The organism is Streptomyces sp. NPDC057963, from assembly GCF_042887155.1.
Classification (GTDB): Bacteria; Actinomycetota; Actinomycetes; order Streptomycetales; family Streptomycetaceae; genus Streptomyces.
Genome location: NZ_JBHVPX010000005.1, coordinates 244,386 through 267,354, shown reverse-complemented (window position 1 = coordinate 267,354; position 22,969 = coordinate 244,386). Strand labels below are relative to the sequence as shown.

General features: G+C 68.2%; 21 protein-coding genes and 3 pseudogenes. 13 read left to right on the top strand and 11 right to left on the bottom strand.

What is annotated here, in order from left to right:
* The first annotated feature begins 47 nt into the window (after window positions 1–47).
* Together ACFVT1_RS14320 and ACFVT1_RS14315 are read left to right on the top strand one after the other, a co-directional pair.
* A complete protein-coding gene (locus ACFVT1_RS14320) occupies window positions 48–1,205 on the top strand; it encodes a methyltransferase (protein ID WP_389795010.1) in 1,158 nt (385 codons plus the stop codon).
* A gap of 100 nt (window positions 1,206–1,305) precedes the next feature.
* The gene (locus tag ACFVT1_RS14315) at window positions 1,306–2,484 is read left to right on the top strand and encodes an acyl-CoA dehydrogenase family protein (protein ID WP_389795008.1); all 1,179 of its coding nucleotides are present in this window, start codon (window positions 1,306–1,308) and stop codon (window positions 2,482–2,484) included.
* A 188-nt stretch (window positions 2,485–2,672) separates the two neighbouring features.
* On the opposite strand, the pseudogene ACFVT1_RS14310 reads toward ACFVT1_RS14315, so the two are convergent.
* Window positions 2,673–2,879: pseudogene (locus ACFVT1_RS14310) on the bottom strand (IS6 family transposase); the annotation flags it as partial.
* A gap of 170 nt (window positions 2,880–3,049) precedes the next feature.
* Here ACFVT1_RS14310 and ACFVT1_RS14305 point away from each other — a divergent pair.
* The 4 genes from ACFVT1_RS14305 to ACFVT1_RS14290 are packed head-to-tail and all read left to right on the top strand — an operon-like array spanning window position 3,050 to window position 5,986.
* A complete protein-coding gene (locus ACFVT1_RS14305; RefSeq protein ID WP_389795507.1) occupies window positions 3,050–3,766 on the top strand; it encodes a hypothetical protein in 717 nt (238 codons plus the stop codon).
* Window positions 3,654–4,073: a tyrosine-type recombinase/integrase gene (locus ACFVT1_RS14300; protein ID WP_389795006.1), complete on the top strand. Its 420-nt coding sequence runs from the start codon at window positions 3,654–3,656 to the stop codon at window positions 4,071–4,073. Before ACFVT1_RS14305 ends, ACFVT1_RS14300 begins: the two co-directional genes overlap by 113 nt.
* Window positions 4,070–4,396, top strand: a complete 327-nt coding sequence (locus tag ACFVT1_RS14295) for a helix-turn-helix domain-containing protein (RefSeq protein ID WP_389795004.1) — start codon at window positions 4,070–4,072, stop codon at window positions 4,394–4,396. The genes ACFVT1_RS14300 and ACFVT1_RS14295 overlap by 4 nt, the downstream gene beginning before the upstream one ends.
* Window positions 4,397–4,426: 30 nt before the next feature.
* Window positions 4,427–5,986 (top strand): hypothetical protein, encoded by a 1,560-nt coding sequence (locus ACFVT1_RS14290; RefSeq protein WP_389795002.1) that lies wholly within the window; start codon window positions 4,427–4,429, stop codon window positions 5,984–5,986.
* An 88-nt stretch (window positions 5,987–6,074) separates the two neighbouring features.
* Here the strand turns inward: ACFVT1_RS14290 and ACFVT1_RS14285 are convergent, their stop codons facing one another.
* On the bottom strand, window positions 6,075–6,479 hold the full coding sequence (locus ACFVT1_RS14285; RefSeq protein WP_389795000.1) for a hypothetical protein: 405 nt from the start codon (window positions 6,477–6,479) through the stop codon (window positions 6,075–6,077).
* Between the two features lie 643 nt (window positions 6,480–7,122).
* On the opposite strand from ACFVT1_RS14285, the pseudogene ACFVT1_RS14280 reads away from it, so the two are divergent.
* A pseudogene (locus ACFVT1_RS14280) lies at window positions 7,123–7,629 on the top strand (DUF4158 domain-containing protein); the annotation flags it as partial.
* 868 nt (window positions 7,630–8,497) lie between these two features.
* The gene (locus ACFVT1_RS14275; protein ID WP_389794998.1) at window positions 8,498–10,162 is read left to right on the top strand and encodes a Tn3 family transposase; all 1,665 of its coding nucleotides are present in this window, start codon (window positions 8,498–8,500) and stop codon (window positions 10,160–10,162) included.
* Window positions 10,163–10,199: 37 nt separating this feature from the next.
* Here ACFVT1_RS14275 and ACFVT1_RS14270 read toward each other — a convergent pair whose 3' ends face one another.
* The 3 genes from ACFVT1_RS14270 to abc-f form a co-directional block, all read right to left on the bottom strand.
* Window positions 10,200–11,402, bottom strand: coding sequence for a macrolide family glycosyltransferase (locus tag ACFVT1_RS14270; RefSeq protein ID WP_389794996.1), 1,203 nt, complete (start codon window positions 11,400–11,402; stop codon window positions 10,200–10,202).
* A gap of 62 nt (window positions 11,403–11,464) precedes the next feature.
* Window positions 11,465–12,118 carry a CatB-related O-acetyltransferase gene (locus tag ACFVT1_RS14265; protein WP_389795479.1) on the bottom strand — a complete coding sequence of 218 codons (654 nt, stop codon included), beginning with the start codon at window positions 12,116–12,118 and terminating at the stop codon, window positions 11,465–11,467.
* 48 nt (window positions 12,119–12,166) lie between these two features.
* Window positions 12,167–13,786, bottom strand: coding sequence for a ribosomal protection-like ABC-F family protein (gene abc-f / locus ACFVT1_RS14260; RefSeq protein ID WP_389794994.1), 1,620 nt, complete (start codon window positions 13,784–13,786; stop codon window positions 12,167–12,169).
* Between the two features lie 154 nt (window positions 13,787–13,940).
* On the opposite strand from abc-f, the gene ACFVT1_RS14255 reads away from it, so the two are divergent.
* Complete coding sequence (locus tag ACFVT1_RS14255) at window positions 13,941–14,594, top strand: TetR/AcrR family transcriptional regulator (protein WP_389794992.1); 654 nt, start codon at window positions 13,941–13,943, stop codon at window positions 14,592–14,594.
* Window positions 14,595–14,865: 271 nt separating this feature from the next.
* Window positions 14,866–15,726 (top strand): recombinase family protein, encoded by an 861-nt coding sequence (locus tag ACFVT1_RS14250; RefSeq protein ID WP_389794990.1) that lies wholly within the window; start codon window positions 14,866–14,868, stop codon window positions 15,724–15,726.
* 87 nt (window positions 15,727–15,813) lie between these two features.
* Here the strand turns inward: ACFVT1_RS14250 and ACFVT1_RS14245 are convergent.
* Both ACFVT1_RS14245 and ACFVT1_RS14240 read right to left on the bottom strand, forming a co-directional pair.
* Window positions 15,814–16,350: pseudogene (locus ACFVT1_RS14245) on the bottom strand (IS6 family transposase); the annotation flags it as partial.
* A 144-nt stretch (window positions 16,351–16,494) separates the two neighbouring features.
* On the bottom strand, window positions 16,495–17,427 hold the full coding sequence (locus ACFVT1_RS14240) for a hypothetical protein (protein ID WP_389794988.1): 933 nt from the start codon (window positions 17,425–17,427) through the stop codon (window positions 16,495–16,497).
* 114 nt (window positions 17,428–17,541) lie between these two features.
* Here ACFVT1_RS14240 and ACFVT1_RS14235 point away from each other — a divergent pair, with 114 nt between their 5' ends.
* Window positions 17,542–17,712: a hypothetical protein gene (locus ACFVT1_RS14235; RefSeq protein WP_389794986.1), complete on the top strand. Its 171-nt coding sequence runs from the start codon at window positions 17,542–17,544 to the stop codon at window positions 17,710–17,712.
* A 274-nt stretch (window positions 17,713–17,986) separates the two neighbouring features.
* On the opposite strand, the gene ACFVT1_RS14230 is transcribed toward ACFVT1_RS14235, so the two are convergent.
* From ACFVT1_RS14230 to ACFVT1_RS14220, 3 genes are all read right to left on the bottom strand, one after another.
* Window positions 17,987–18,142 carry a hypothetical protein gene (locus ACFVT1_RS14230; protein ID WP_389794984.1) on the bottom strand — a complete coding sequence of 52 codons (156 nt, stop codon included), beginning with the start codon at window positions 18,140–18,142 and terminating at the stop codon, window positions 17,987–17,989.
* A 44-nt stretch (window positions 18,143–18,186) separates the two neighbouring features.
* The gene (locus ACFVT1_RS14225; protein WP_389794982.1) at window positions 18,187–20,139 is read right to left on the bottom strand and encodes a multicopper oxidase family protein; all 1,953 of its coding nucleotides are present in this window, start codon (window positions 20,137–20,139) and stop codon (window positions 18,187–18,189) included.
* 382 nt (window positions 20,140–20,521) lie between these two features.
* On the bottom strand, window positions 20,522–21,145 hold the full coding sequence (locus ACFVT1_RS14220; RefSeq protein ID WP_389794980.1) for a CBS domain-containing protein: 624 nt from the start codon (window positions 21,143–21,145) through the stop codon (window positions 20,522–20,524).
* Between the two features lie 165 nt (window positions 21,146–21,310).
* Here ACFVT1_RS14220 and ACFVT1_RS14215 point away from each other — a divergent pair, with 165 nt between their 5' ends.
* Window positions 21,311–21,607 carry a hypothetical protein gene (locus ACFVT1_RS14215; RefSeq protein WP_389794978.1) on the top strand — a complete coding sequence of 99 codons (297 nt, stop codon included), beginning with the start codon at window positions 21,311–21,313 and terminating at the stop codon, window positions 21,605–21,607.
* 15 nt (window positions 21,608–21,622) lie between these two features.
* On the opposite strand, the gene ACFVT1_RS14210 is transcribed toward ACFVT1_RS14215, so the two are convergent.
* Window positions 21,623–22,449 (bottom strand): IS5 family transposase gene (locus tag ACFVT1_RS14210; RefSeq protein WP_389795477.1). Its coding sequence is split into 2 segments (ribosomal slippage): window positions 21,623–22,134 and window positions 22,134–22,449, totalling 828 coding nucleotides; the frame shifts between segments, so codons are not numbered across the junction.
* 224 nt (window positions 22,450–22,673) lie between these two features.
* Here ACFVT1_RS14210 and ACFVT1_RS14205 point away from each other — a divergent pair.
* On the top strand, window positions 22,674–22,796 hold the full coding sequence (locus tag ACFVT1_RS14205; protein ID WP_389794976.1) for a hypothetical protein: 123 nt from the start codon (window positions 22,674–22,676) through the stop codon (window positions 22,794–22,796).
* Window positions 22,797–22,969: the final 173 nt, after the last annotated feature.

Sequence of the window (22,969 nt, the reverse complement as noted above, 5' to 3'; positions counted from 1 at the left end):
GGGGAGTGTGTGGGCACTCCCCGCGGCTCGGCTAGCCTGGGTGCACAATGAACCGTTTGACGACGTCAGGGGCCGGGTGCGACCTCGCCCGCTTCCCCGAGGATCCGCGCGACCCGTTCCGCGCATGGGACGCTGCCGATGAGTACCTGCTGCGGCGGCTGGAGGGGACCGAGGAGGCGGAGCCGGTCGACCTGTCGGGCGCCGTGGTCGTGGTGGGCGACCGCTGGGGTGCCTTGAGTACGGTGCTGGCCGGGCACCGCCCCGTACAGATCACCGACTCCTACCTGGCGCAGCGCGCCACCCTGGCGAACCTGGAGCGCAACGGCGCGGCCGCGGACGCCGTGCGCCTTCTGTCGGCCAGGGACACACCGCCGGACCGGATCGACGTCCTGCTGGTACGCGTCCCCAAGAGCCTCGCGCTCCTGGAGGACCAGCTGCACCGGCTCGCGCCGGCCGTCCACGCGGGCACCGTCGTCATCGGCACCGGCATGGTCAAGGAGATCCACACCTCCACTCTCAAGCTCTTCGAGCGGATCATCGGCCCGACCCGTACCTCGCTCGCGGTCAAGAAGGCCCGGCTCATCTTCTGCACCCCGGACCCGGCGCTGCCCCGTACGCCCAGCCCCTGGCCGTACCGCTACGAGCTGCCCGAGGACGTCGGTCCGGTCTCCGGCCGGACCGTCACCAACCACGCCGGGATCTTCTGTGCCGAGCGCCTCGACATCGGTACCCGCTTCTTCCTCGGCCATCTCCCCGAGCGCAGCGGCCCGGACCGGGTCGTCGACCTCGGCTGCGGAAACGGTGTGGTCGGACTCTCCGCCGCGCTCGCCAACCCCGAAGCGACGGTCACGTTCATCGACGAGTCCTACCAGGCGGTCGCCTCTGCCGAGGAGACCTTCCGGGCCAACACCGGCCCGGACGTCACGGCCGAGTTCGTGGTCGGCGACGGGCCGGCAGGGCTGGCGCCCGCCAGTGCGGACCTGGTCCTCAACAACCCGCCGTTCCACTCCCACCAGGCCACCACCGACGCGACGGCCCGCGCGATGTTCCACGGGGCGCGCACCGCGCTGCGGCCGGGAGGTGAGCTGTGGGTCGTCGGAAACCGGCACCTCGGCTACCACACGCAGCTGCGCCGGACCTTCGGCAACTGCACCACGGTCGCGGGCGACCCGAAGTTCGTCGTCCTGCGCGCCGTCAAGCGCTGACACCGCCGGGGCGCCGCGGCCCTTCCGGATTCTTGCAACACGTTCTACTGTGTGCGCCGCCGCACACGGGCGACGCGACCGCGAGACTCCTGGAGGGGCCGTGCACCTCGAATACACGCCTGAACAGCAGCAGTTGCGCGCCGAGCTGCGTACGTACTTCGCCGGACTGGTCCCCGACAACGCCTACGCGCGCTATGCGGCCCCGGCCGCGCAGAAGGCCTTCTACCGGGAGACGATCCGGCGCCTGGGCACCGACGGGTGGCTGGGTGTCGGCTGGCCGACGCAGTACGGCGGACGCGGCCTGTCGCCGATGGAGCAGTTCATCTTCTTCGACGAGGCCGCCCAGGCGGGTGTGCCGCTGCCGCTGATGGCCCTCAACACCGTCGGCCCGACGATCATGCAGTTCGGCACCGACGAACAGAAGGCCTTCTTCCTGCCGAAGATCCTCGCCGGTGAGATCGACTTCGCGATCGGCTACAGCGAACCCGACGCGGGCACGGACCTCGCCGCGCTCAAGACCCGTGCCGTCCGCGACGGCGACGCCTACCTCGTCAACGGGCAGAAGATCTGGACCACCAACGGCGACACCGCGGACTGGGTCTGGCTCGCCGTCCGCACCGACCCGGACGCGCCCCCGCACAAGGGCATCACCATGCTGCTCGTCCCCACGAGCGACCCCGGCTACTCCTGCACCGTCATCAACACCCTCGCCTCCCACGACACCACCGCCAGCTACTACGAGAACGTCCGCGTCCCGGTCTCCCACCGCGTCGGCGACGAGAACAAGGGCTGGCGGCTGATCACCAATCAGCTCAACCACGAACGCGTCACCCTCGCCGCCCACGGCACCATGGCCGTCCGCGCCCTCCACGACGTCCAGCGCTGGGCGGCGGACACCCGGCTCGCCGACGGCCGCCGCGTCATCGACCTCGGCTGGGTACGCGCCCTCCTCGCCCGCACCCACGCCAGGCTCGATGCCATGAAGCTCCTCAACTGGCAGATGGTGTCCGCGGTCCAGAACGCAACCCTCACCCCGCAGGACGCTTCCGCCGTCAAGGTCTACGGCTCCGAGGCGCGCCGCGACGCCTACGCCTGGCTGATGGAGGTCGTCGGCTCGGCCGGACCGCTCAAGGAAGGGTCGGCGGGCGCCGTGCTGCACGGCGAACTCGAACGCGGATACCGGTCCGCCGTCATCTTCACCTTCGGCGGCGGCAACAACGAGATCCAACGGGAGATCATCTCGTGGATCGGCCTGGGGATGCCGCGGGTACGGCGCTGAGCGCATGTGACGAGGATTTTTAGTTGGCACAAAAGGGGCATAGTTGGCACCATGATCAACACAGCTCGTGGGTGTGAAGATGTGGTTCAGCATCCCAATGTCGTATAGGGCTTTGTCAGGTTGAGCGAGTGCTTGAGGGCGTGAGCCGGTTCGACGCGTTTCGGCTTCGGTGGTGACAGCCGCTCAGGCTACGGCGGGCAGGCTGGCGACGTGCCGGTGTTCTGGTCCCAGATCGCGAAGCGGGTGATCATCTCGGCGCGGTAGTTCGGGGCGGTGAGGAGGTGACGGCGGGGTCGGAAGTGGGGTGAGATGCCGCTGAACGCGGCCAGGAACCGTTGTGCGGCACCCACCGATCGGAAGCCTTTCATCGCGCGCTCGCGTTGCCTCGTCGGCTGTGCGACATCCCGTGAGTTCCCCTGAGCTCCGCTGAGTCCCTGGGCCCGTGGCCAGGGGGTTCTTCCTCCTTCGTGTGCTCTGCTGGCTTGTGACGTAACTTCGGGATTCTTGAAGCGTTCTCATCTCGTCCGACCGGTTCGCAGTCGGGTCGAAGGTGAGGAGGCTCGGGTTGACGGCGCTGGCAGTCGTACGAGACCTGCGTGAGCACTGGGCGCCCGCGTCGGCGGAGGAGCTGGAGCAGTTCGAGACCGACGTGCTGTCCGGATTCGTCCTGGCCCGGGCCTCGGCAGGGCTGGCGGACGGCACTATCCGCGGGGACGTCGGTCACCTGGATCAGATCAGGACCTGGTTCGGCCGGCCGCTGTGGGACATGGAGCCCGCCGACGCTGACGTGTACTTCGGGAAGGTGCTGCGGCACTCGCCCAGCGGGACTCGGCTGGGCCGGTCGCAGGCCCTGAGCACGTACTTCATGTTCCTGGAGCTGCGGCACAAGGTCGAGATCCACCGGATGACCGGCCGGGTGGTCGAGTGCCCGATCGACGAGATGAACCGGCCGCGCGGGGCCAAGGACGCTCAGTTGCGGATCCCGCCGACCGAGCCGGAGGTCAGGGCGCTGTTCACGGGCTGGGGCGGCGAGCTGGCGACCTGCCGGAAGTTCGCCCCGACCGCCCGGAACTACACCGCCGGACGACATCAAGTGGGACCTGGGCCGTTTCGGCAAGCTCCACGTCCGCCACGGCAAGGGCGCCCGCGGCTCGGGGCCGCGCGAGCGGATGGTGCCGCTGATCAACGGTGCCGACCGGACCCTGCGGTGGTTCATCGAGGACGTGTGGGGCCAGTTCGGCGACGACCACACACGGCCCGGCGCCCCGCTGTTCCCTTCTGAGCGCAGGAACACAGACGGAACGGCCCACCGAGTGGGCGACGATGCCCTGCGGAGCGGGCTCAAGAACGCGGCCAAGGCACATCTGCCGGGCTGGGGCGAGCGGCTGGCGCCGCATGTCCTGCGGCACTTTTGCGCGTCCCAGCTCTATGAGAACGGGCTGGACCTACTGGCAATTCAGGAGGTTTTGGGACATTCCTGGATCGCCACGACGATGCGGTACGTCCACGTCCAGCAGACCCGGGCCGAGGACGCCTGGGCCGCCGGGACCGAGCGGGCCGCGAAGCGGCTGGAAGGGCTGATCCGATGAGGTGGAACCTGCGGCTGACCGCCGCGAACAGGGGTATCTGGAAGGCGTCTGAGCTCCAACGCGGCCTGGCTGAGCACGGGTTGGTGATCTCGGCGGGGAAGATGTCCGGGCTGTGGTCCGGCCAGCCGGTCTCCCTCAAGCTGGAGGACCTGGACGTCATCTGTGTCGTCCTCGGCTGCGAGATCGGCGACCTGTTGATCCCCGAGCCGGGCAAGGTTGCCCGCCCTGGCGAGGAGGCCGGCCAGCAGGCTGCCGCTGTCGGCGCCCCCGCCCCGGCGGTGGTCCCGCGGCGGCGGGACGGCCGGTCGTTGCCGCCGCAGTGACGATGTGGTTGGTGCGAGGGCGGTAACTCCATGCTGGAGCCGAAGAGTTGTCCGCACTGTCTGGGCTGGGGACTGCTGTTCATGCGGCGCTGCGGAGGGTGCTCCTCCTTCGCCCGTCCCGGTTCGGATGGCCGGTGCGTCGGTTGCACTGGATATGGCCCGCTGCGGAAGGGGTACTGCTGGCTGTGCTGGTGCCAGGCGCGTACGGATGCCGCGGCCGCCGGGGCCAGGGCGGAGTCGTTGCTGCCGGAACTGCGGCATCACCAGCTGTTCTTCGCGCACATGGCCCCGTTGTGGGAGCGGGTCCCGCGGCCCCGGCAGCCGAAGTACGAGCGGCGGGGACGCCCCCGCAGGCCTGATCCCCCTCCGGCGTCACCGCCCGGCGGCTGGCTCCAGCCCGCTCTGTTCGATGTCTGTCGCGACTTCACCCGCATCGAACCCGACCAGCACACGGGCCCGGATAACCCGTGGCTCGCCTGGGCGAGGCACACCGCCCACCGCCTCGGCGAGGTCCGCGGCTGGCCCCGCAAGGTCCGCTTCAGCGTCGACCGAGCCCTGATCATCCTGATGTCCCGGCACATCGGCGGCGATGTCGTGCGCCATTCCGAGCTCTATCCAGCCCTGCGGCCACGTCGGCTGAACATGGAGCTGACCATCGAGGTCCTCAATCACGTCGGCGTCTTCCTCGACGACCGGACACCGTCGTTCGAGTACTGGCTCCAGCGCAAGCTCGACGGCATCGCCCCCGGCATCCGCCGCGACGTCGAGCACTGGATCCGGCTCCTGCACGACGGCAGCCCTCGATCCCAACCCCGGGACGAGGCCACGGTCTGGAACTACCTCAACCGCATCCGGCCCGTGCTGATCGACTGGTCCAGCCGCTACGACCACTTGCGCGAGGTGACCCGAGACGATGTCCTCGCCCAGCTCGACGCCCTGCACGGCAGTCAGCGTCAGCACACCCTCATCGTGCTGCGGTCCTTGTTCGGTCGGGCCAAGAAGAGCGGCACCATCTTCAAGAACCCGACCGGCCGCATCCGCGTCGGCCAGCGCGAGAGCAGCATCATCCAGCCCTTGGATCCCGAGCACATCGACAACTCGGTCGCGGCGGTCACCAAGCCGGCAGACCGCCTGGTCCTCGCCCTCGCCGCGGTGCACGCGGCACGGTCCGGCGCCATCCGCCGCCTCCAGCTCGACGACCTCGACATCGGCAACCGGAAGCTCACCATCGACGGCCGTTCCCGACAGCTGGACGACCTCACACTGCATGTCGCCCGCGAGTGGCTGGAGTTCCGGCGGCGCCGCTGGCCCGACACCGCCAACCCGCACCTGCTGATCAACAAGATCACCGCCCTGGGAACCGGACCGGTCAGCCAGGTCTCCCTCACCGCACCGCTTCGCGGCCAGGCCGCCACCCTGGAACAGCTCCGCGTCGACCGGCAGCTCGAAGAAGCCCTCGTCCACGGCCCGGACCCGCTCCACCTCGCCGCGGTCTTCGGCCTGGACGAGAAGACCGCGATCCGCTACGCGAACTCCGCCCGCCAACTCCTGGAGACTGCCGCCGAGCACCGGGAAAACCCCAGGTCCTGACCACCGCTGGATGCCTTGATCTCATGATGCCGACCGAGTCGAGAGAGTCCAAGTCAGTGTTCACACAACGACATTGGCCTCCCTCGCTTCATGTCCGCGGGTATCCCTTGGAATCGATCATCCAGTCGGCTTCGCCTCTCGCGTGCAGGATCTCGTCGGTCTCGTCGTCCACCATCTCCCAGCCGAGTCGGACTGCGATCCGTCTCGCGAGAGCCTTCTGGGCCTCGTAGTTACTTCCGAGGGACGACGAACAGATCAGCTGTACCTGGTTGATGTCCTGCGGCAGCCGGCTCGGATGAGTGGCGTAGTTACCGGTCGGACCGCAGGAGGCGATGACCAGATGGACCCAGCCGAGCAGCCCGCCCTCCGCCGTATAGCTGGACAAGTCCGTCCGGCAAAGCTCAGGTATGGAGTCCAGGTACTCGGTCAGAGCGGAAGTGGGGATGCTCTCGCTGTAACGGGAGTCCGAGCGGATCGCGAGGTACCAGGTCATTCGGCCATCCTGGCGCATGGACCGCCTTTCAGGGCCTGGGTTTATTCGCCTCGAACTGACATAGGCCGCCGACACGGCCCGCCATGTGATCACCGCCACCGTCCCCGACGAAGACCCGTCTCTCCCAGTCAAATGACCTTCTCCGAAGGTGAAGTGCCCCTTCCCCTCCTCCGGCGGTTCCTCGACGAGGTGACCGAAGAAGAACTCGCTTGGGGCAGCGAGCCAACCACCAGCAACACCGCGAGTCAGCACCGAACCCACGGGCCCGTCCCCGAGAAGCACGAGGACGGACCCGCGTGTTCCTCCTAAGAACCCTTCAGTTTCCATGAACTCGCGGAGGTCTGGGGGTCCCAGTAGTTCTCGCCGAAAAAACAACGCTATGCCGTGCAGCGGCTCCTGATCTGGCCTGATTGGAGTCCGCAGAGTAGCCGGATGAGCTGCTGGCCGCGGTGCTCGGTGCGGTGCGGAGCTCGAAGCCAGATCAGGCCGACCCGACCATGGTGAACCTGTGCGATGAGGGACCAGTTCGTGTCACGAGCGCGGGAGATTAGAGCAACCCCCGCCCTGGCGCCACCAGTTCGGGGGTTTTCGTCTGCCCGCGCCTCCCGGCCGGGTATCGGTGGTGCCCGACTGTGCTGATCGAATGGGGCGGGAGAAGCCGATGGCCACGCGGGTGTTTTCTGATGAGGAGCTGGAGGGCTTACGGTCCTTCCCCGCGATCGGCAAGGACGAGCTGATCCGCTACTTCACGCTCACCTCGGCCGATCAAGCGTTCCTCGGCAAGTTCCGCCGGGCCCAGAACGTACTCGGCGCCGCCGTCCAGCTCTCGGCTCTGCCCTGGCTGGGGTTCGTTCCCGACAACGTCCCTTCCGCGCCGCCTGCCGCAGTGGGGCGTCTGGCAAGGCAGCTCGGGGTCGCCGTCGCCGACTTGGCGGGTTACGGAGAGCGCGGGCAGGCCCGCACGGATCACTTGCGGGAGATTGCCGAGTACCTGTCGTGGAAGCCCGCGAAAGCAATCGAGTTCAAAGAGCTGGACGAGTTCCTGCTGGCCCGCGCGATGGAACACGACTCCCCGAGCCTGCTGTTCCGGCTGGGGTGTGAGTACCTGCGCTCGGCGAAGGTGATCCGGCCGGGTGTCGTCTCGCTGCTGGAGAAGGTCGCCACCGCGCGCCAGGCCGCGGAGAAGGAGACCCACGGCCGGGTGGCCCACCTGCTCACCGGCGAGCAGGTGCGGGGGCTGGACGGGTTGCTGGTGGTCGAGCCGACGCTGGGCTCGATGCGGCTGCACTGGATGGTGACGGGACCGGTGCAGGGGTCGCCGACGAGCGTGAAGGGCGAGGTCGAGAAGCTGACGTTCCTGCGGGGACTGGGCGCCGACGCACTGGATCTGTCCGCGCTGCCCGCCGAACGCCGCCGCTACCTGGCCCAGATCGGCCGCCGTCTGACGGCGCAGGCCCTGGTGCGGCGCGAGCCCAACCGGCGTCACCCGATCCTGCTCACGCTGCTGGCGCAGTCCGCGGTCGATGTCCTGGACTCGGTGGTGCAGCTCTTCGACCAGACCCTGTCGGGCTCGGAGTCGCGGGCGAAAATCAAGCTGCGCGAGGTGCTCGCCGAGCGGGCCAAGCTGTCAGAGGACCGGCTCGCCCTGCTGGACGAGATCCTGCCCGTCCTCGCGGACACGGATATCCCGGACGAGGAGGTCGGGACGCTGCTGCGCGGGAAGATCGGTATGAGCCGGTTGCGGGCCGCGCACGCCGGGGCCACCGTGCGGCTGCCGCGCGACCACGGGCACCTGGCGCTGCTGGACGGCTCCTACACCTACATCCGACAGTTCGCCCCGAAGGTCCTGGAAACGGTGCGGTTCAAGGGCGGCACCGAGGCGAAGCCGCTGATCGAGGCCCTGGAGATCCTGCGGGAGCTGAACGCCACCGGCGCCCGCAACGTCCCCGACAGCGCCCCCACGCTGTTCGTGCCGACCCGGTGGCAGGGCTACCTCGACGAGGCCGCAGCGAAGGGCGATGCGACCGCCTACCGGCACTACTGGGAGCTGTGCACGCTGCTTGCACTGCGCGACGGCCTGCGGAGCGGGGACGTGTACGTGCCGGGCTCCCGCCGCTACGACAACCCGGCCGCCTACCTGTTTCAAGCCCGCCCAGTGGGAGACGCACCGGGCCGAGTTCTGCCGCCTGGTCGGCAAGAGCCCCGACTTCTCCGAGGCCCTGCCCCTGGTGATGGACGAGCTGGACGAGGCCCTCACCGACCTGGAGGGAGTCCTCAGACGCGGAGACGGGCCAGTGCGGCTCAACGACGCCGGTGAGCTGGTCATCTCGCCGCTGACGGCTGAGGACATCCCGTCCGAGGCCGAGGAACTGCACGGCGAGCTGGAGAAGATGCTGCCGAACGTGCCGATCGCCTCGCTACTGGTGGAGATGGACCGGCACACCGGGTTCCTGGACTGCTTCACCCACGCTGGCGGCAAGCAGGCCCGTTCCCCGCAGTTGAAACGGAACCTGATCGCCTGCCTGATCGGGCTCTCCACCAACCTCGGACTGCACGGGATGGTCGCGTCCTGCGGCATCCCGTACGACGTGCTGGCGTGGACCGCGGAGTGGTACATCCGGGAGGAGACGCTGCGTGAGGCGAACATCTGCCTGGTCAACTACCACCACAGGCTGCCGATGACGACCATGTTCGGGTCCGGCACGCTGTCGTCCTCCGACGGGCAGCGGTTCCCGACACGGGGCAAGTCGATCAGCGCCCGGCATCTGAACAAGTACTTCGTCTCGGAGGGCATCTCCACCTACACCCACGTCTCCGACCAGCACTCCACCTTCGGCACGAAGGTCATCGTGGCCACTCACCGTGAGGCCCATTACGTGCTGGACGAGATCCTGGGCAACGCCACCGACCTGCCGATCAGCGAGCACGCGACCGATACGCACGGCGTGACCCTGGTCAACTTCGGGCTCTTCGACCTGGTCGGCAAGCAGCTCTCGCCCCGCATCCGCGACCTGGGCGAGATCACCCTGTACCGGTTGGGCGCGAAGGCCGACTACGAGGACCGCTTCCCGACCGCCGGGCCGCTGCTGACCAAGAAGGCCAACCTGGACCTGGTCGCCGACCACTGGGACGACCTGCTCCGTCTGGCGGGCTCGCTGAAGTACGGGCACGCCACCGCCTCCCTGATCGTCGGCAAGCTGTCCGCGTCCTCCCGGCAGAACGTGCTGGCCGCCGCGTTGAAGGAGTACGGGGCGATCCGCAGAACGATCTATGCGGCGAAGTACCTGTCGGACGAGGGCTACCGCCGCAAGATCGCGCGCCAGCTCAACAAGGGCGAGTCCCTGCACGCCCTGCGCCGTCAGCTCCACTACGCCCGCGAGGGCAAGGTCGCTCGGCGCCAGCCCGAGCAGCAGAACGAGCAGGCGTGGTGCCTGACCGTCGTGACCAACAGCGTGGTCTGCTGGCACACCGAGTACATGGGCCTGGCCGTCGATGAACTCCGTACTGCCGGCCGCGAGGTGGACGCCGAGGTGCTGGCGCACATTTCCCCGGCCCGTAGCTCGGTGGTCAACTACTACGGCTCGATCACCGTCGACTACGAGCGCGAACTCGCCCAGCTCGACGACCGGGGACACCGGCCGCTGCGGACCGTGGACACGGACGACCCCGGAGCCGGGCTGTAGAACAGCAGTCGGCCCCTGCTCGCAGCTACAGCACCCGTCAGCCCGCCGGTCCGTCAGCGATGGCCAGCATGTTCTCGATGAGGTTGGCGGCGCGCGGGGTGCCGCCCTCGGCCCGTGCGTCGGCGCGCAACTGTGCCGATCGGCGGGCGACGTCCGTGTCGGTGACCAGTTCGTTCAGGGCCGCTCCCAGGGTCTCGGCAGTGGCGTCCTGGGTGTCGATCCGGCGGGCAACGCCCAGCTCCACGAGCCGGTCCGCGTTCATGAACTGTTCGGCGCCCTGCGGCACGGCGATCATTGGGACGCCCGCAAGGAGTCCTTCGCCGCAGCCGCCCATTCCGGCGTGGGTGACGAAGGCGTCCGCCTGCTCCAGGATCGCCCTCTGCGGGACCCAGGAATGCACCTCGACGTTGGGTGGGATGTCGCCGATTTCGTGCAGGTTGGTGTACTTGCCGATCTGGAGCACGATGTGCCAGTTGGGCAGGTTTCCGTACGCCGCGACGCACTGTCGGTAGAACTCCGGTTGGCGTGTGTACGCCGAGCCCAGGGAGATCAACAGTACGTTCTCCGCGTCCGCCGGCCGTGTCCAACTGTCCGCGTCCGCGTCCGCACGTGCGTCAAAGCACGGCCCGACAAAGGTCACCGAGTCGGTGTCGACCTTATCGGCGTACGGCTGCATCGCCCTGGGGATCAGGGCCAGGGCACGTGTGGGGGGACCGGAGAAGGCGTCCACGTCTGTGGTGGTTGCCCCGCAGTCGGCGAGCCAGTGTGCGAACCTCGCCCGGTACGCGTCGGCACCCGGCAACTTCCGCAGGTGCGCCGCGATCTCCTCTTCATAGCCGTCCCAGGCTACGAACGTCGGGGACAGCTGCATGAGGGGCCGGCCCTGCGATTCGGCGAGGGCCCGCGCGGCGTAGGCACCGATGTCGTACAGATACAGGTCCGCCGGGTCGTGGTCGTAGGCGGCGCGCAGCTGAGGGAGTGCCTGGACGGCGTCGTCGAGGAAAAGGTTCGCCGCGGCGATGGGGTCGTCGGGCCAGTTGTTGTCGGCAACCGGCAGCACGGAGGTGCAGGGGACGAGTTCGGCTCCGGTTGCCGCGATCCGGTCGGCCACGGCTGGGTCGTTGGCGTAGGTGACCCGGTGGCCGCGGGCCACCAGCTCGCGAATGATTTCAAGGCTTGGCAGGACGTGGCTGATGGCGGGGATGCCGACCATCGCGATGTGGGCACGGCGAGGGGACATGGGCGATCGCTCGTTTCGGGTGTGGGGTGGGTATGGGCGGGATAGAGGTGCATCCGTCGGTGTCACGGATGACGCGTGCGCGGGGCGGCTGCCGCCAGCTCGGCGACCGATCCCGACATGATCGTCCGTACGTGCTCGGTGATGTGGTCCGCGGGCCAATCCCACCAGGCGACGGTGAGGAGGCGGGCGACGTCCTTGGCGTCGTAGCGGGTGCGGATGAGCCGGGCAGGGTTGCCGCCGACGATGCCGTAGTCGGGTACGTCGCCTGTGACCACGGCGCCGGAGGCGATGATCGCGCCGTGGCCGATCCGAACGCCGGGCATGACCGTCGCGCTGTGGCCGAACCAGACGTCGTTGCCGACGACGGTGTCGCCCCGGCCGGGCAGGTTGGTGAGCAGGTCGAAGTGGTCGGCCCAGGAGCCGCCCATGGTGGGGAAGGGGAAGGTCGAGGGGCCGTCCATACGGTGGTTGGCGCCGTTCATGATGAACCGTGTTCCGGTGCCCAGCGCGCAGAATTTACCGATGACAAGCTTCTCGGGGCCGTAGTGGTAGAGGACGTTGCGCGTCTCGAACGCAGTCGGGTCGTTCGGGTCGTCGTAGTAGGAGTACTCGCCGACTTCGATCAGCGGGGACTTCACCAGCGGCTTGAGCAGCACCACCCGCTGTTGTTCGGGCATCGGGTGCAGGACGGTGGGGTCGGCGGGAGCAGTCGGCATCATGAGTCGATTCCTCTCTGGAACGGGCGTAGGGGTCGGACAGGAACCTCAGCCTCTGATCGCGGGCACTCGGGCGGCGCGCAGAGCCAGGTGGGTTCCTCTCCAGCGCCGCCGAAGCATCCGGTCGTGGCTGACGAGGACGACGGTGCCGGCGAAACCGGCCAAGGCGGTCTCCAGTTCCTCGGCAAGGGCTGGAGACAGGTGGTTGGTGGGCTCGTCGAGCAGCAGGACGTCCGCCGGCCGGCTGACCAGCCGCGCCAGGGCAAGCCGCTGCCGCTGGCCGGTGGAGAGCCGCGTGACCGGCACCGCCAGCCGGGCACGGTCGAACAGCCCGAGGGCCAGGAGCCGTTCGGCGTGGTCGTCGGCTTCCCCCGCCCGCCCACGGGCGTAGGCGGCCAGGAGGGTCTCGTCCGCCGAACCAGGGTCCGGGTCCTGCGGGAGGTACCCGATCCGGCCGCGCCTGTTGACGTTGCCGCGGTCGGGGGCCAGGTCGCCGGCCAGGACGTGCAGCAGGGTGCTCTTGCCCGCGCCGTTCTCGCCCGTGATCAGCAGGTGCTCGCCCGCCCGGACTGTCAGATCGATCGGGTCGAGTCTGCCTGCGACGGCGACCCCGACGGCGTCGAGGACGGCGCCGTGCAGCTGTCCGGCGCGCAGCACAGGCGAGAAGTTCAGAGGCTCCGGCGGGGCCGGGACCGGGTCGGCCAGCAGGCGGCGCAGCCGTTCCTCGGCGTTGCGGACGCGGCTGGCCAGGGACTGCTGCACGCGGGCGCCGGCCTGGTTGTAGGCGAGTTTGTTGCCGTCCTTCATCGCCCGACCGGGGGCCACCCGGCGGGCGGTACCCGAAGCCGAGTCGCGCACCCGGTCGACCTCGGCACGCCACCGGTCGTGGTGCTGGGCCCAGCGCCGCCGCGCCGCCGCCTTCTCCGCGAGGTAGCCGGCGTAGCCGTTGCCGTACCGGACGACGCTGCGTCGGTCCCCGTCCACCTCCAGCAGGCTTGTCGCGACGTGTTCGAGGAAGCCGCGATCGTGGGAGACAACCACTGTGGTGCCCCGTCGGCTGCGCAGGTGCTCCTCCAGCCATGCCAGGGCGGCCTCGTCCAGATGGTTGGTCGGCTCGTCCAGCAGCAGCACCTCCGGGGCAGCTGCCAGCACCGCCGCCAGACGCAGCCGGACCTGTTCGCCGCCGGAGAGACTGCCCATGGTCGCGTCACGGCCCACCTGTCTCAGGCCGAGGCCGTGCAGGGCGCGTTCCAGCCGGGCATCGGCGTCGTAGCCACCGCGCAGCTCGAAGGCCGAGACGGCCTCGCCGTACGCGTCGAGCGCCGACTCGTCACCGTCGGCCATCGCTGCCTCCAGGCGGCGCATCCGCGCTTCGATCGCACGAAGATCGCCCAGTGCCCGGTCGATGACCTGCTGGGCCGTCACATCCGCTGGCAGACCCCCGTCCTGGGCGAGGTAGCCGACGCCACCGTCGGCCTGCAGGATGATCTCCCCCTGGTCGGGGCGCTCCCGCTTGGCGAGCAGCCGCAGCAGGGTGGTCTTGCCGGACCCGTTCTCGCCGACGATCCCGGTGCACTCACCCTTCGCGAGCGAAAAGGTCACCGAGTCGAGAACGGACCTGCCGTCGAAGGACTTGCTGACTGCGAGCGCGGTGATCTGTGTGGACATACGAGCAACTCCGAAGCTGTCGGGGACGGAACGGTCGCCTGGGACCGCAAGGCCGGAAGAACGCTTCGGAAGAGCATCGACAACTCCACTAGTGCGACAACTGTTACTTTAAGATGCTGCCATGGTCCCGTCCCGCTAAGCAACCGGATTCCCGATGACAGACCCACCGGACAACCCGCCGGAACGCGCCCGCCCCACCGCACCGCCCGACCGCCGACCGGGCGGCCGCACCGCCCGCATCCGCGCCCAAGTACTCGACGCGGTGCGCGCCGAACTCGGTGAAAACGGTTACGAGGGGCTCACGATGGAGGGCGTCGCGGCCCGCGCCGGCGTGCACCGCGCCACGGTCTACCGGCGCTGGCAGGACGTCGGTGGCTTGCTCGCCGACGTCCTCGACGCCGCCGGCGAGGACGACTGGCAGCCCCCGAACACCGGCTCCCTGCACGGCGATCTGACAGCCCTCAACGACGAGATCCAGGAGTCATTGGTCGCACAACCGTCGATCCCCGAAGCCCTGATGGCCGCCTCGTTCCGCTCCGCGCAAGCCGCCCACGCCCAGCAGCAGCTGTGGGAGGACCGGTACGCGCGCTGCGAGGTCCTCGTCGAGCGCGCCGTCGAACGCGGTGAACTCCCGCCGCACACGGACGCGCGGCGTCTGCTGATCGCCGCCACCGCACCGCTCTACCACCAGCTAGTACTCCTGCGGACCGCTCCTGATCCGCAGCTGCCCGCTCACGCCGCCACCACAGCAACCCTGGCCGCCGCCGCCGGAGCGTTCACCCGCCCTGCGCAGGGCGAGGAATCCTGACGGTCGGCCTGCCCGGGCCGCAGCGCTGATCGGGCAGTGCGGCGGCTCGGGGGCAGTCCGGAGACCGGGCGCCGGCGGACGGGGGCCTGGCCGCATTCACCAGGGAGTGGGCCGCAGGGACTGCATCCGGTGCCCGGTGAGATGCGGCGGCGCTTCATAGGTGGTCCCCGTTTCGACACCGGGCGCCGACGGCATCGCCGCAGGTCGATTTGTTTCACCGGTCGTTTCCTTCCTCTTGACCGGTGAAACGCATTCCTGAAACGATCCCGGCGTGATCACCGATCCGTACCGGCTCGTCGAGTCGCACGCCTGTCCGATGTCCACCTGCCAGGCTCCGGTGGGCTCGCCCTGCCGCACCACCTCCGGCAAGGTCGCGCTCAAGTACCACACCGCGCGCTTCCAGCTCGTCCCCGCGCTCTGCTCCGAGCTGCACGTCGCCACCCCGGCTGTACGCCATCCCGGCTCCGTCTGGACGGCCCTGCCGGTGCAGAAGCTCGCGGCGCCGGCCGTGCCGATGGAAGTCCGGCTCGCGTACGCCCGCATCTCGACCCGGACGCAGGAAATCCAGTCCCAGGTCGACGCCCTCGAAGCCTCCGGCGTACACCGGCTGTTCCAGGAACAGATCAGCACTCGGGTCCGTGAGCGCCCCGAAATGAAGGCAGCCCTGGCGGCGGCCCGCGAGTACCGCTCGCTGGGAGCGAAGGTCACCCTCGTGGTGCACGAGATGAAGCGCCTGGGCCGTGGCGCCCTGGAACTGCTGAAGGTCGCCGAGGAACTGCGGGACGCGGAGATCGAGCTGGAGTTCCTCACCGGCCCCCTCGCCGGGAAGCACGACCCGTCCGGCCACGGGGCCGCCCTGTTCGCCTTCTTCGCCGCCATGGCCGAGTCTGAACGCGACTACATCCGCGACAAGACCCTCGAGGGGCAGGAGACCGCCCGCAAGAACGGCAAGGCCATCGGTGGCGTCAAGGTCTCCGACGACGACATGCTTGCCACCGCCCTCCGACTGCGCGACCAGGAACACCTGTCCCTGCGCGAGATCGCCTCCCGCCTCGTCATCCGCACCGGCAAGAAGCGCGGCCAGCACCCAGCCCCGGCCACCGTCATGCGCATGCTGCGCGAACACGACTAGCAGACAGTCACAGCCACTCTGGAGCCCACAGCCTGACCTGGGGCTCAATCCTTAGCGTTGTTTTTTCGGCGAGAACTACTGGGACCCCGGCTGGTGGGAGTTCTCGGCCCGGTTGTTCAGGCCCTTGTGCGAGCGGTGTTCGACCGACGGCATCTCGTGGCGGTGGGCGGCGCGGTAGGAGGGGAGCTTGTCGGTGACGATCACCCGGGGCACCGACCGGGTCTTCTTCATCAGCTTCCGGAAGAAACGCCTGGCCGCGGCCGCGTCCCGCCGGTTCTGCAGCAGGATGTCGAACACGTTCCCGTACTGGTCCACGGCCCGCCACAGGTACCGCTGCACGCCGTTGATTTTGACGAACACCTCGTCCAAGTGCCACTTGTCACCAGGCCCCGGACGGCGCCGACGTAGAGCAGCGGCATAAGCCGGGCCGAACCGGCGCGTCCACCGGTGGACTGTCTCGTGGCTGACCTCGATGCCGCGCTCGAGCATCAGCTCCTCGATGTCGCGCAGGCTCAGGTTGAAGCGGTGATACAGCCACACGCAGTGGGAGATGACCTCCGGACGGAAGCGGAAACCCCGGTACGACGGCGTCACCACGGACAGCCCCTCCAGCGATTCGACCAGACGGATGATCACGCCGCCCGAGAAGGCCACCACTCAACCTGACAACGCCCCCCACCCCACCCCACCCCACCCCACCCCTGACCCGGCGGGGTCCACAACTGGCGGTACTGGACGTGACCGCTAACGGGAGGGGTTCGGCAGGGTTCAGGTGCGGGGCCAGTCCTGGTCGGCGGTCACCTCGAGTGCGATGCGACGCCATTGGGCCTCCCCGCCGGGCAGGGGCCAGGCCCAGGTGGGTTGTTGGGTGGTGTTCAGGTCGTGGAGGATGCGGACGAGCTGCGGGCCGGCGGTGGCGGTACCGTCCGGGATGGTGGGGCCGTGGGCGGCGCGGAGTTCGGCGAAGCGTGCCAGTTCGTCCTCGTAGAAGCCCACGGCCTCATCGGTTCGCGCGACCAGGTCGTCTCGCGGCACCGCGCGGTGCAATTGCAGCAGCGGAGGGTCGATGGACTCGGCGATCGCCGCGGCGAGCCGCGCGTGACCGTCCAGGATCAGATGGCTGTCCAGGCCGCTGACCCACCACAACAGGACGGGTGGGAGCGTCCCTTCCCGGGCCTGCTTGCGGTACGCCTTGACCCGGCTGTCGTCGGCATCGGGCATCGGCCGTAGCGGTAGGACCTCCCACGAATGGGAGTGGAAGAACCAGTCGAGGTATCCGGCCGGATGGCCGTCGACGATCATCGAGCCCCAGTACTCGGCATGCGAAGCGTCAGCGGGGCGCCAGCGCCGGAGCAGACTGTCGCACGAGAGCAGCCATCGGCCCTCGTGCAGCGGGCTGTCCGGCGAGTCGATGAGGTACTGCGCGAAACGGTGAGCCCATCGTTCCGGGCTTCCCGCCAGGGCGCGCCCCACATCGGCGCGCAATGGCGGGACGAACGAGCGGTACTCGTTGGTGCGCCAGAAGTCCAGACCCTGAAGATGCTCGTCGACGACGGCGAGCAGCACAGGTCGCGACAGCTGGGAGACCAGCAGTTGCGGCCCGGCACTGAACACGCACAGCCCCGGCTTTTGGCGGTCCTGTACATCCAGGGACAGGCCTATCCACGTGCCGTCGTCCCGCATGACATCACTGTGCTGCATGCCGAGAGCGTAGACGGCTGCCCCGAGCACATGACCCCGGCCGGAAACACGCGCGGTGCTCGCTGAAACTCCTCACTCCGTTGAACGGCGCACCGAGTGGAGCGAAGAGCAGTCTTGGCCGAATTCAGAGATCCCCATCACACTCACCACCCTCTCGAACCGGCCACACCACACCACACCACCGACGACGCCCTCAGCCTCATCGCCCACCGGTTGAACCTCGCCCGCCTGCCCCCCCGCGCGCACGACCCGCTCCACGTCTTCCTCACCCACACACGCCACTGACCAGCACAAACCCGACTCCAAAGCCCGGAGAGAGCGCAGCCGCCTATAGACGCACCACTACATCAACGGGAAACCCAAGATCATTCCCACACAACTACCGGACCGCAGGCCAACCACCCGAACAACCAAACCAAACACGCCAGAAAACCACGCCCATCACCCCCGAACCAGACCGCACCCCTGGCTCCAAAATCCCAACGAAAAGACAGGAGGTCAGACCAGAACGGCCAACCGGCCTGAAAATCAATGCTCCGTCACATGCCGGTTGGGGGCGTCAGTAGCCGGTGCCGCGCTTGACTTGGGCCCGCTCGGCGTCGGTGGTCGCACCTTTGTGGTCCAAGGTGCCACACGCGTCGGCGATGTCCTGGGTCAGGCGCTCGATCTGCTCACGGCTCAGGGTCTCCTTGACCAGGGCACGCAGGATCTTCACCCGCTCCGCGTTGGGCGGGAGCGTGGAGCGAGGTGCCTTGGTGTTCAGCGAGGGCCGACACGGTATGGCCGCATCATCTCGTTGTCCTCGTGTTCCAGCATGTGGCAGTGCCACACGTACTGTCCCGCCCGGTCGAAGGTGGCCTTGACCCGGGTGATGGCGTGCGGATAGGCGATCACCGTGTCCTTGAAACCACTCTCCCCGGGCTCTGGAGGTCTTGCGCTGTGCCCGGCGCTCTGCCGGTCGACGACCTGGAACTGAACCTCGTGGATGTGGATCGGGTGGGCATCTTTGGTGGAGTTGTGTATTTCCCAGATCTCGGTCGCCCCGAGTGCCGGGTTCTCCGTGAGGGGATCGCCCCATCCCATGGGGGTCGGGTTTCCGTGCCGGTCCACGGTGCCGAGCATCACCACGCGGGGGCCCACGCCCCGCAGGACCGCGGAGTTCTGCTCCTGCAGGGAGACCTGCCGCGTGTGGCTCGCTGGACCCAGCGGTTCGAACGGCGGAAGGGTGAGGTGGGCTGGGGGTACGGTCCTGTCCGGCGTGGCGAGCGGTCGTGCAACCGTGAATTTCATGACCTGTCCAGTGGTCCCGGGGGCCGCCGGCCGGAAGTCCGTGCCCGCCCTCCCGCCCCTGAACGGCTCGTCGGGGCCCTCGTTGATGAGGTACAGATCAGTGCCGACCGGGATCGAGGTGAAGTCGACGACGACGTCGGCGCGTTCGGCGGGGGCGGTGAGCAGCTGGTCGCGCTGCACGGGGGCGGGCAGGAAGCCTCCCTCCGAACCGATCTGCCAGAAGGGGAGCACCGGGTTCGCGGGACGAGGGGCCATCGGATCGGTGACGATCTTCAGGATCAGGAAGCGCGCGTTGCAGCCGTTCAGAAACCGCAGGCGGTAGCGGCGCGGCTCGACGGAGAGAGCAGGCCAGGTACGGCCGTTGGTCACCATCGTGTTGCCGAAGAACTCCGGGTTCCAGATCGGGGAGATGTCACTGCCGGGGATGTAGGGTCCGGTGAAGTGGTCGAAGGATGCGCGGCTCGCCGGGTAGAACAGGCTGCCGTCGGTCGAGAACGAACGGTCCTGGATGACGACCGGGATCTCGTAGTAGTGCCTTCCCGGGGGGTCACCCAGTTTCGGCGCCGGCCCCGGAAGCACACCGTCCGGGAGGTCGGCCGGCCCGCCACGCAGGAGGTAGAAGCCCGCCAACCCTGCATAGACGTTCAGCCGAGTGACCCCCAGGGCATGGTCATGGAACCAGGAGGTGGCGGCACGCTCCTGGTTGGCGTACTGGAATACGGCGGCTCCAGGCTCCCAAACGGCATCGAACTGGTTCTCGAACAGCGTCCTGAACCGTTCGTAGAAGGTGCCCACCCGTGCGTATCCGCCGGGAATGTCGGAAGCGCGGGGCAGATACCACGCCTCGGGGTAGCCGTCGCTCTCCTGCGTGTTGTGTCCCCCGTGCAGGTGGGTCACGATCGGCACGGGTCCGGTATAGGGGCCGGGTGTCGAGGTGAAGGCCGACCGTGCATCACGGCGTGAAATGCCGCCTTGGGGGTTGGCCCAGTGCAGTGTGGGGTCCACCGGCAGCAGGTGCGGCAGATGGTTGCCGTGGCGGTCGAGCAGCTGGTTCACCCATGTGACCCGTATGGCCCGGCCGAAGGTCGCCTCGACGGTGCATGACGGATAGGAGAAGCTTCCCGGATGCCGGGTCGATCCGTACCCCCACACCGTTGTGGCGGGCATACCGGCTGGCAGGATCTGCTGCCGCAACTGCCGAACACCGATCGTGTAGTGGTCGACGCGCCCTGCCTCGTCCTTCTCCGCCCAGGGCATGACCGGCGGGACAGCGAGCTCGGTGACGTACTTGTCGATACGCGTCGCGTCCAGGACGCGGCTGGGGATCCCCTGCCAGGTCCGCGCGGAGGCCGATCCTGCCGGGATGAAGAGGCAGGTTCCGCCGACGAGGCCGGCCTTGATGAATTGTCGCCTTGTGGCCATCTGAGTCCTCCTGGACACGGCCCCCCATCGGCTGCACTCCTAGAAACCGTCCCAGTGTTTCCGACACAAGGGGGACGAGCCACTCGGAATGTCGCGGGCCAAGCCCTTCGCGCAGTCGCCGCGTTTCAGCTCGCCCGGTTCTCCACGTTGCGGCGTTCACGGAGCATGGCTTACGACTGCGGCGACAGTCGGCTTGATCAAGGAGACTGGTGCGGCCCGGCCGGGTTTCAGCAGCAGCCCAGTCACGACACGGCCCCGTAGCGTAGAAGAGGAGTGTCCACTTCGCCGGAGGAACTTCACCCGGTCGATTCCTGCCGGGTCGCGACCGCCCGAATGGCGGACCCGCACCTGCTGCTGTGGGACGCAGTGCCTGAAGGGACCTTCAGCCAAGTTCCATGCGCACGTCCACGACTCCCTCGACCGCGCGAATGGCCCGAGCCAGAAGCGGGACAAGGGAACGGTGAGGGAAAGGCCCCCGCAGGGTGACGACACCATCCAGCACAGAGAATTCCACCCGGTCCGGGGGAGAGAGTTCCGCAACAACAGCGGATCGGATCTCCTCGGCGATCTCCTCGTCCGGGCGCAGGAACACCTTCAACAGGTCGCTGCGGCTCACGACGCCCTCCAGCATGCCGAGACCGTTCACGACGGGCAGTCGTTTCACTCCCTTGCGCGCCATGATGCGGGCGGCCTCGGCGAGCGTGGCATCGGGGTGGACGGTGACGGCCGGACTCGACATCAGCCCCTCGGCCACCACAGCGTCGGCCTTGGACGCCTCCTCCAGTTGGCCGGGCAGCTTCGGGTCGTCCTGCCGGAACTCCTCCTTTGGCAGCAGGTCCGCCTCGGAGACGACCCCGACGACGCGGCCCTCGCCTTCGAGGACCGGCACGGCGCTGACCTTCCACTGATGCATCAGCTCGACGATCTCCTTGTACGAGGCATCGCGGCCGATGGCCACAGCGGTGTGGGTCATGACGTCGCTGACGGTGTATTGGAATGCAGCCATGGGGTGCTCCGTAAGTTGTAAGTCCAGCTTGAAGGGGACGATGGTCCCTGCCGTGAGCCGACAGTGCCGCAACAACCTCGACCGCACCACTCGAACAGGTCGCTAAGCGGCCAGAGCCCATGGGAATAGATGCTCAAGGGGTCCAGCTCACCGAAGGAGAATCCCTTGAAGCGTCTGCTTCACGCCGTCGGCATCGCCGTTGCCGCGACATCGCTGTGCCTGACCACCGCCACCAACGCGAGTGCCGCCACCGGCACGCTCGGGGTCAGTGGCAACACGTTCAAGAATCCTCCGGCAGGTTGCTACACCGGGAAGTTCATCCCGCTCTTCGTCAACAACCAGACCAACGTCACCGTTACCGTTTACGGCTCCTCCGACTGCAGCGGCTACCCCGAGGGCACGGTTGCGCCAGGCAAAGATGGCGTCTTCGAGTTCGGCAACAGCGTCCGCGTCCCGCGCTAGGCAGTTTCGTTTGGATCATCGGGCGGACCAGAGGAAGATGCCTGCGATGTGGAGTCCGGCCAGATAGATGGTGGCGGTCTTTTCGTAGCGGGTCGCGATGCCGCGCCACTGCTTCAGGCGGTTGATGCACCGCTCGACGGTGTTGCGCTGCTTGTATGCCTCCCGGTCGAAGGCCGGTGGCCGGCCACCCTGGCCGCCCCGTCGCAGCCGGTGTCCGCGCTGGTCCGCCGGAACGGGGATCACTGCCCGGATGCCGCGCTTGCGCAGGTGCTCGCGGATCACGCGGGAGAAGTACGCCTTGTCCGCCAGGACCACGTCCGGTCTGGTGCCTGGCCGTCCTCGGGGGCGGGGGACCCGCAGGTGAGCCATGACGTCGGTGAAGGCAGGAGCGTCGCCGGCTTGGCCGGCGGTCAGCACGAACGCCAGAGGCCGGCAGTTGCCGTCCGCAGGGAGGTGGATCTTTGTGGTCAGTCCGCCCCGGGACCGGCCGATGGCATGGTGGTCCGGTTCGTCGGCCGGGGCCCCTTTTTGCGGGCCCCGGCCGCGTGCTGGTGCGCGCGCACGATCGTGGAGTCCACCGAGACCGCCCAGCCCAGGTCCTCATCGGCTTCCGCCTGGGCCATCAACGCGGTGAACACCCGCTCCCAAGTGCCGTCGACGGCCCACATCCGCAGCCGGTTGTAGACCCCTCGCCAGTTGCCGTACTTCTGAGGCAGATGGCTCCAGGCGCTGCAACGCAGCCAGTGCAACACCGCCGCGCGTTTCGCCCCCGACCTGCGGTGATGCACCGGATAGAGGTCCGCGGAGCCGGTGTTGCGCCGCGCGTTGCAGTCCCGCGCCATGTCCGGGCAGAGCGATCGCCGACTGACCTGTCTCATCGGAGTTGGGTCGTGTCTCACTGAGGATGGACAGATGCTGGTCCGTCTCATCGAAGGTGGACAGCAGGCGCGCGACCAGTTCGAAAGTGGAAGGGCAAGGTGCCCTCGATCTGGGGAAAGCGCCGTCCGTGCGGTACGTGTCGCGCTACTGTCCCCACCTTGCAGCACTGACATGTTGGGAGATAACGATGGACCGGACAGAGCTACAGGCCAAGATCGACGAGCTGATGCGCCAGTACGACGACGAGGAGATTGACGGCGCAACCTACGCCCAGGCGATGATGGAGTTGACCGCCTCCGCCCAGGAGTGATGCCCGGTCTGCTGTCCCGTCGCAATTGATCTGGTCCGGCCACTGGACTGTGAGCTGGGGCGACCAGATGGATTGAGACCACTACTTGACGCTGTTCTCAATCGATCCGGTCCGTTGGGATAGTTCCCTCCAGCTATCTCAGATGATCTGGTCCGGTAGCAGCGGATATGAGC

Bases quoted from the DNA above. Each gene is read 5' to 3' on its own strand.
- ACFVT1_RS14265 (WP_389795479.1), bottom strand. From the start codon at position 12,118: ATGCCGACTGCTCCCGCCGACCCCACCGTCCTGCACCCGATGCCCGAA.
- ACFVT1_RS14225 (WP_389794982.1), bottom strand. From the start codon at position 20,139: ATGGCCACAAGGCGACAATTCATCAAGGCCGGCCTCGTCGGCGGAACC.
- ACFVT1_RS14255 (WP_389794992.1), top strand. From the start codon at position 13,941: ATGACAGACCCACCGGACAACCCGCCGGAACGCGCCCGCCCCACCGCA.
- ACFVT1_RS14270 (WP_389794996.1), bottom strand. From the start codon at position 11,402: ATGTCCCCTCGCCGTGCCCACATCGCGATGGTCGGCATCCCCGCCATC.
- ACFVT1_RS14205 (WP_389794976.1), top strand. From the start codon at position 22,674: ATGGACCGGACAGAGCTACAGGCCAAGATCGACGAGCTGATGCGCCAG.
- ACFVT1_RS14275 (WP_389794998.1), top strand. From the start codon at position 8,498: ATGCGACCGCCTACCGGCACTACTGGGAGCTGTGCACGCTGCTTGCAC.
- ACFVT1_RS14285 (WP_389795000.1), bottom strand. From the start codon at position 6,479: ATGACCTGGTACCTCGCGATCCGCTCGGACTCCCGTTACAGCGAGAGC.
- abc-f (WP_389794994.1), bottom strand. From the start codon at position 13,786: ATGTCCACACAGATCACCGCGCTCGCAGTCAGCAAGTCCTTCGACGGC.
- ACFVT1_RS14290 (WP_389795002.1), top strand. From the start codon at position 4,427: ATGCTGGAGCCGAAGAGTTGTCCGCACTGTCTGGGCTGGGGACTGCTG.
- ACFVT1_RS14220 (WP_389794980.1), bottom strand. From the start codon at position 21,145: ATGGCTGCATTCCAATACACCGTCAGCGACGTCATGACCCACACCGCT.
- ACFVT1_RS14320 (WP_389795010.1), top strand. From the start codon at position 48: ATGAACCGTTTGACGACGTCAGGGGCCGGGTGCGACCTCGCCCGCTTC.
- ACFVT1_RS14240 (WP_389794988.1), bottom strand. From the start codon at position 17,427: ATGCAGCACAGTGATGTCATGCGGGACGACGGCACGTGGATAGGCCTG.
- ACFVT1_RS14295 (WP_389795004.1), top strand. From the start codon at position 4,070: ATGAGGTGGAACCTGCGGCTGACCGCCGCGAACAGGGGTATCTGGAAG.
- ACFVT1_RS14300 (WP_389795006.1), top strand. From the start codon at position 3,654: ATGGTGCCGCTGATCAACGGTGCCGACCGGACCCTGCGGTGGTTCATC.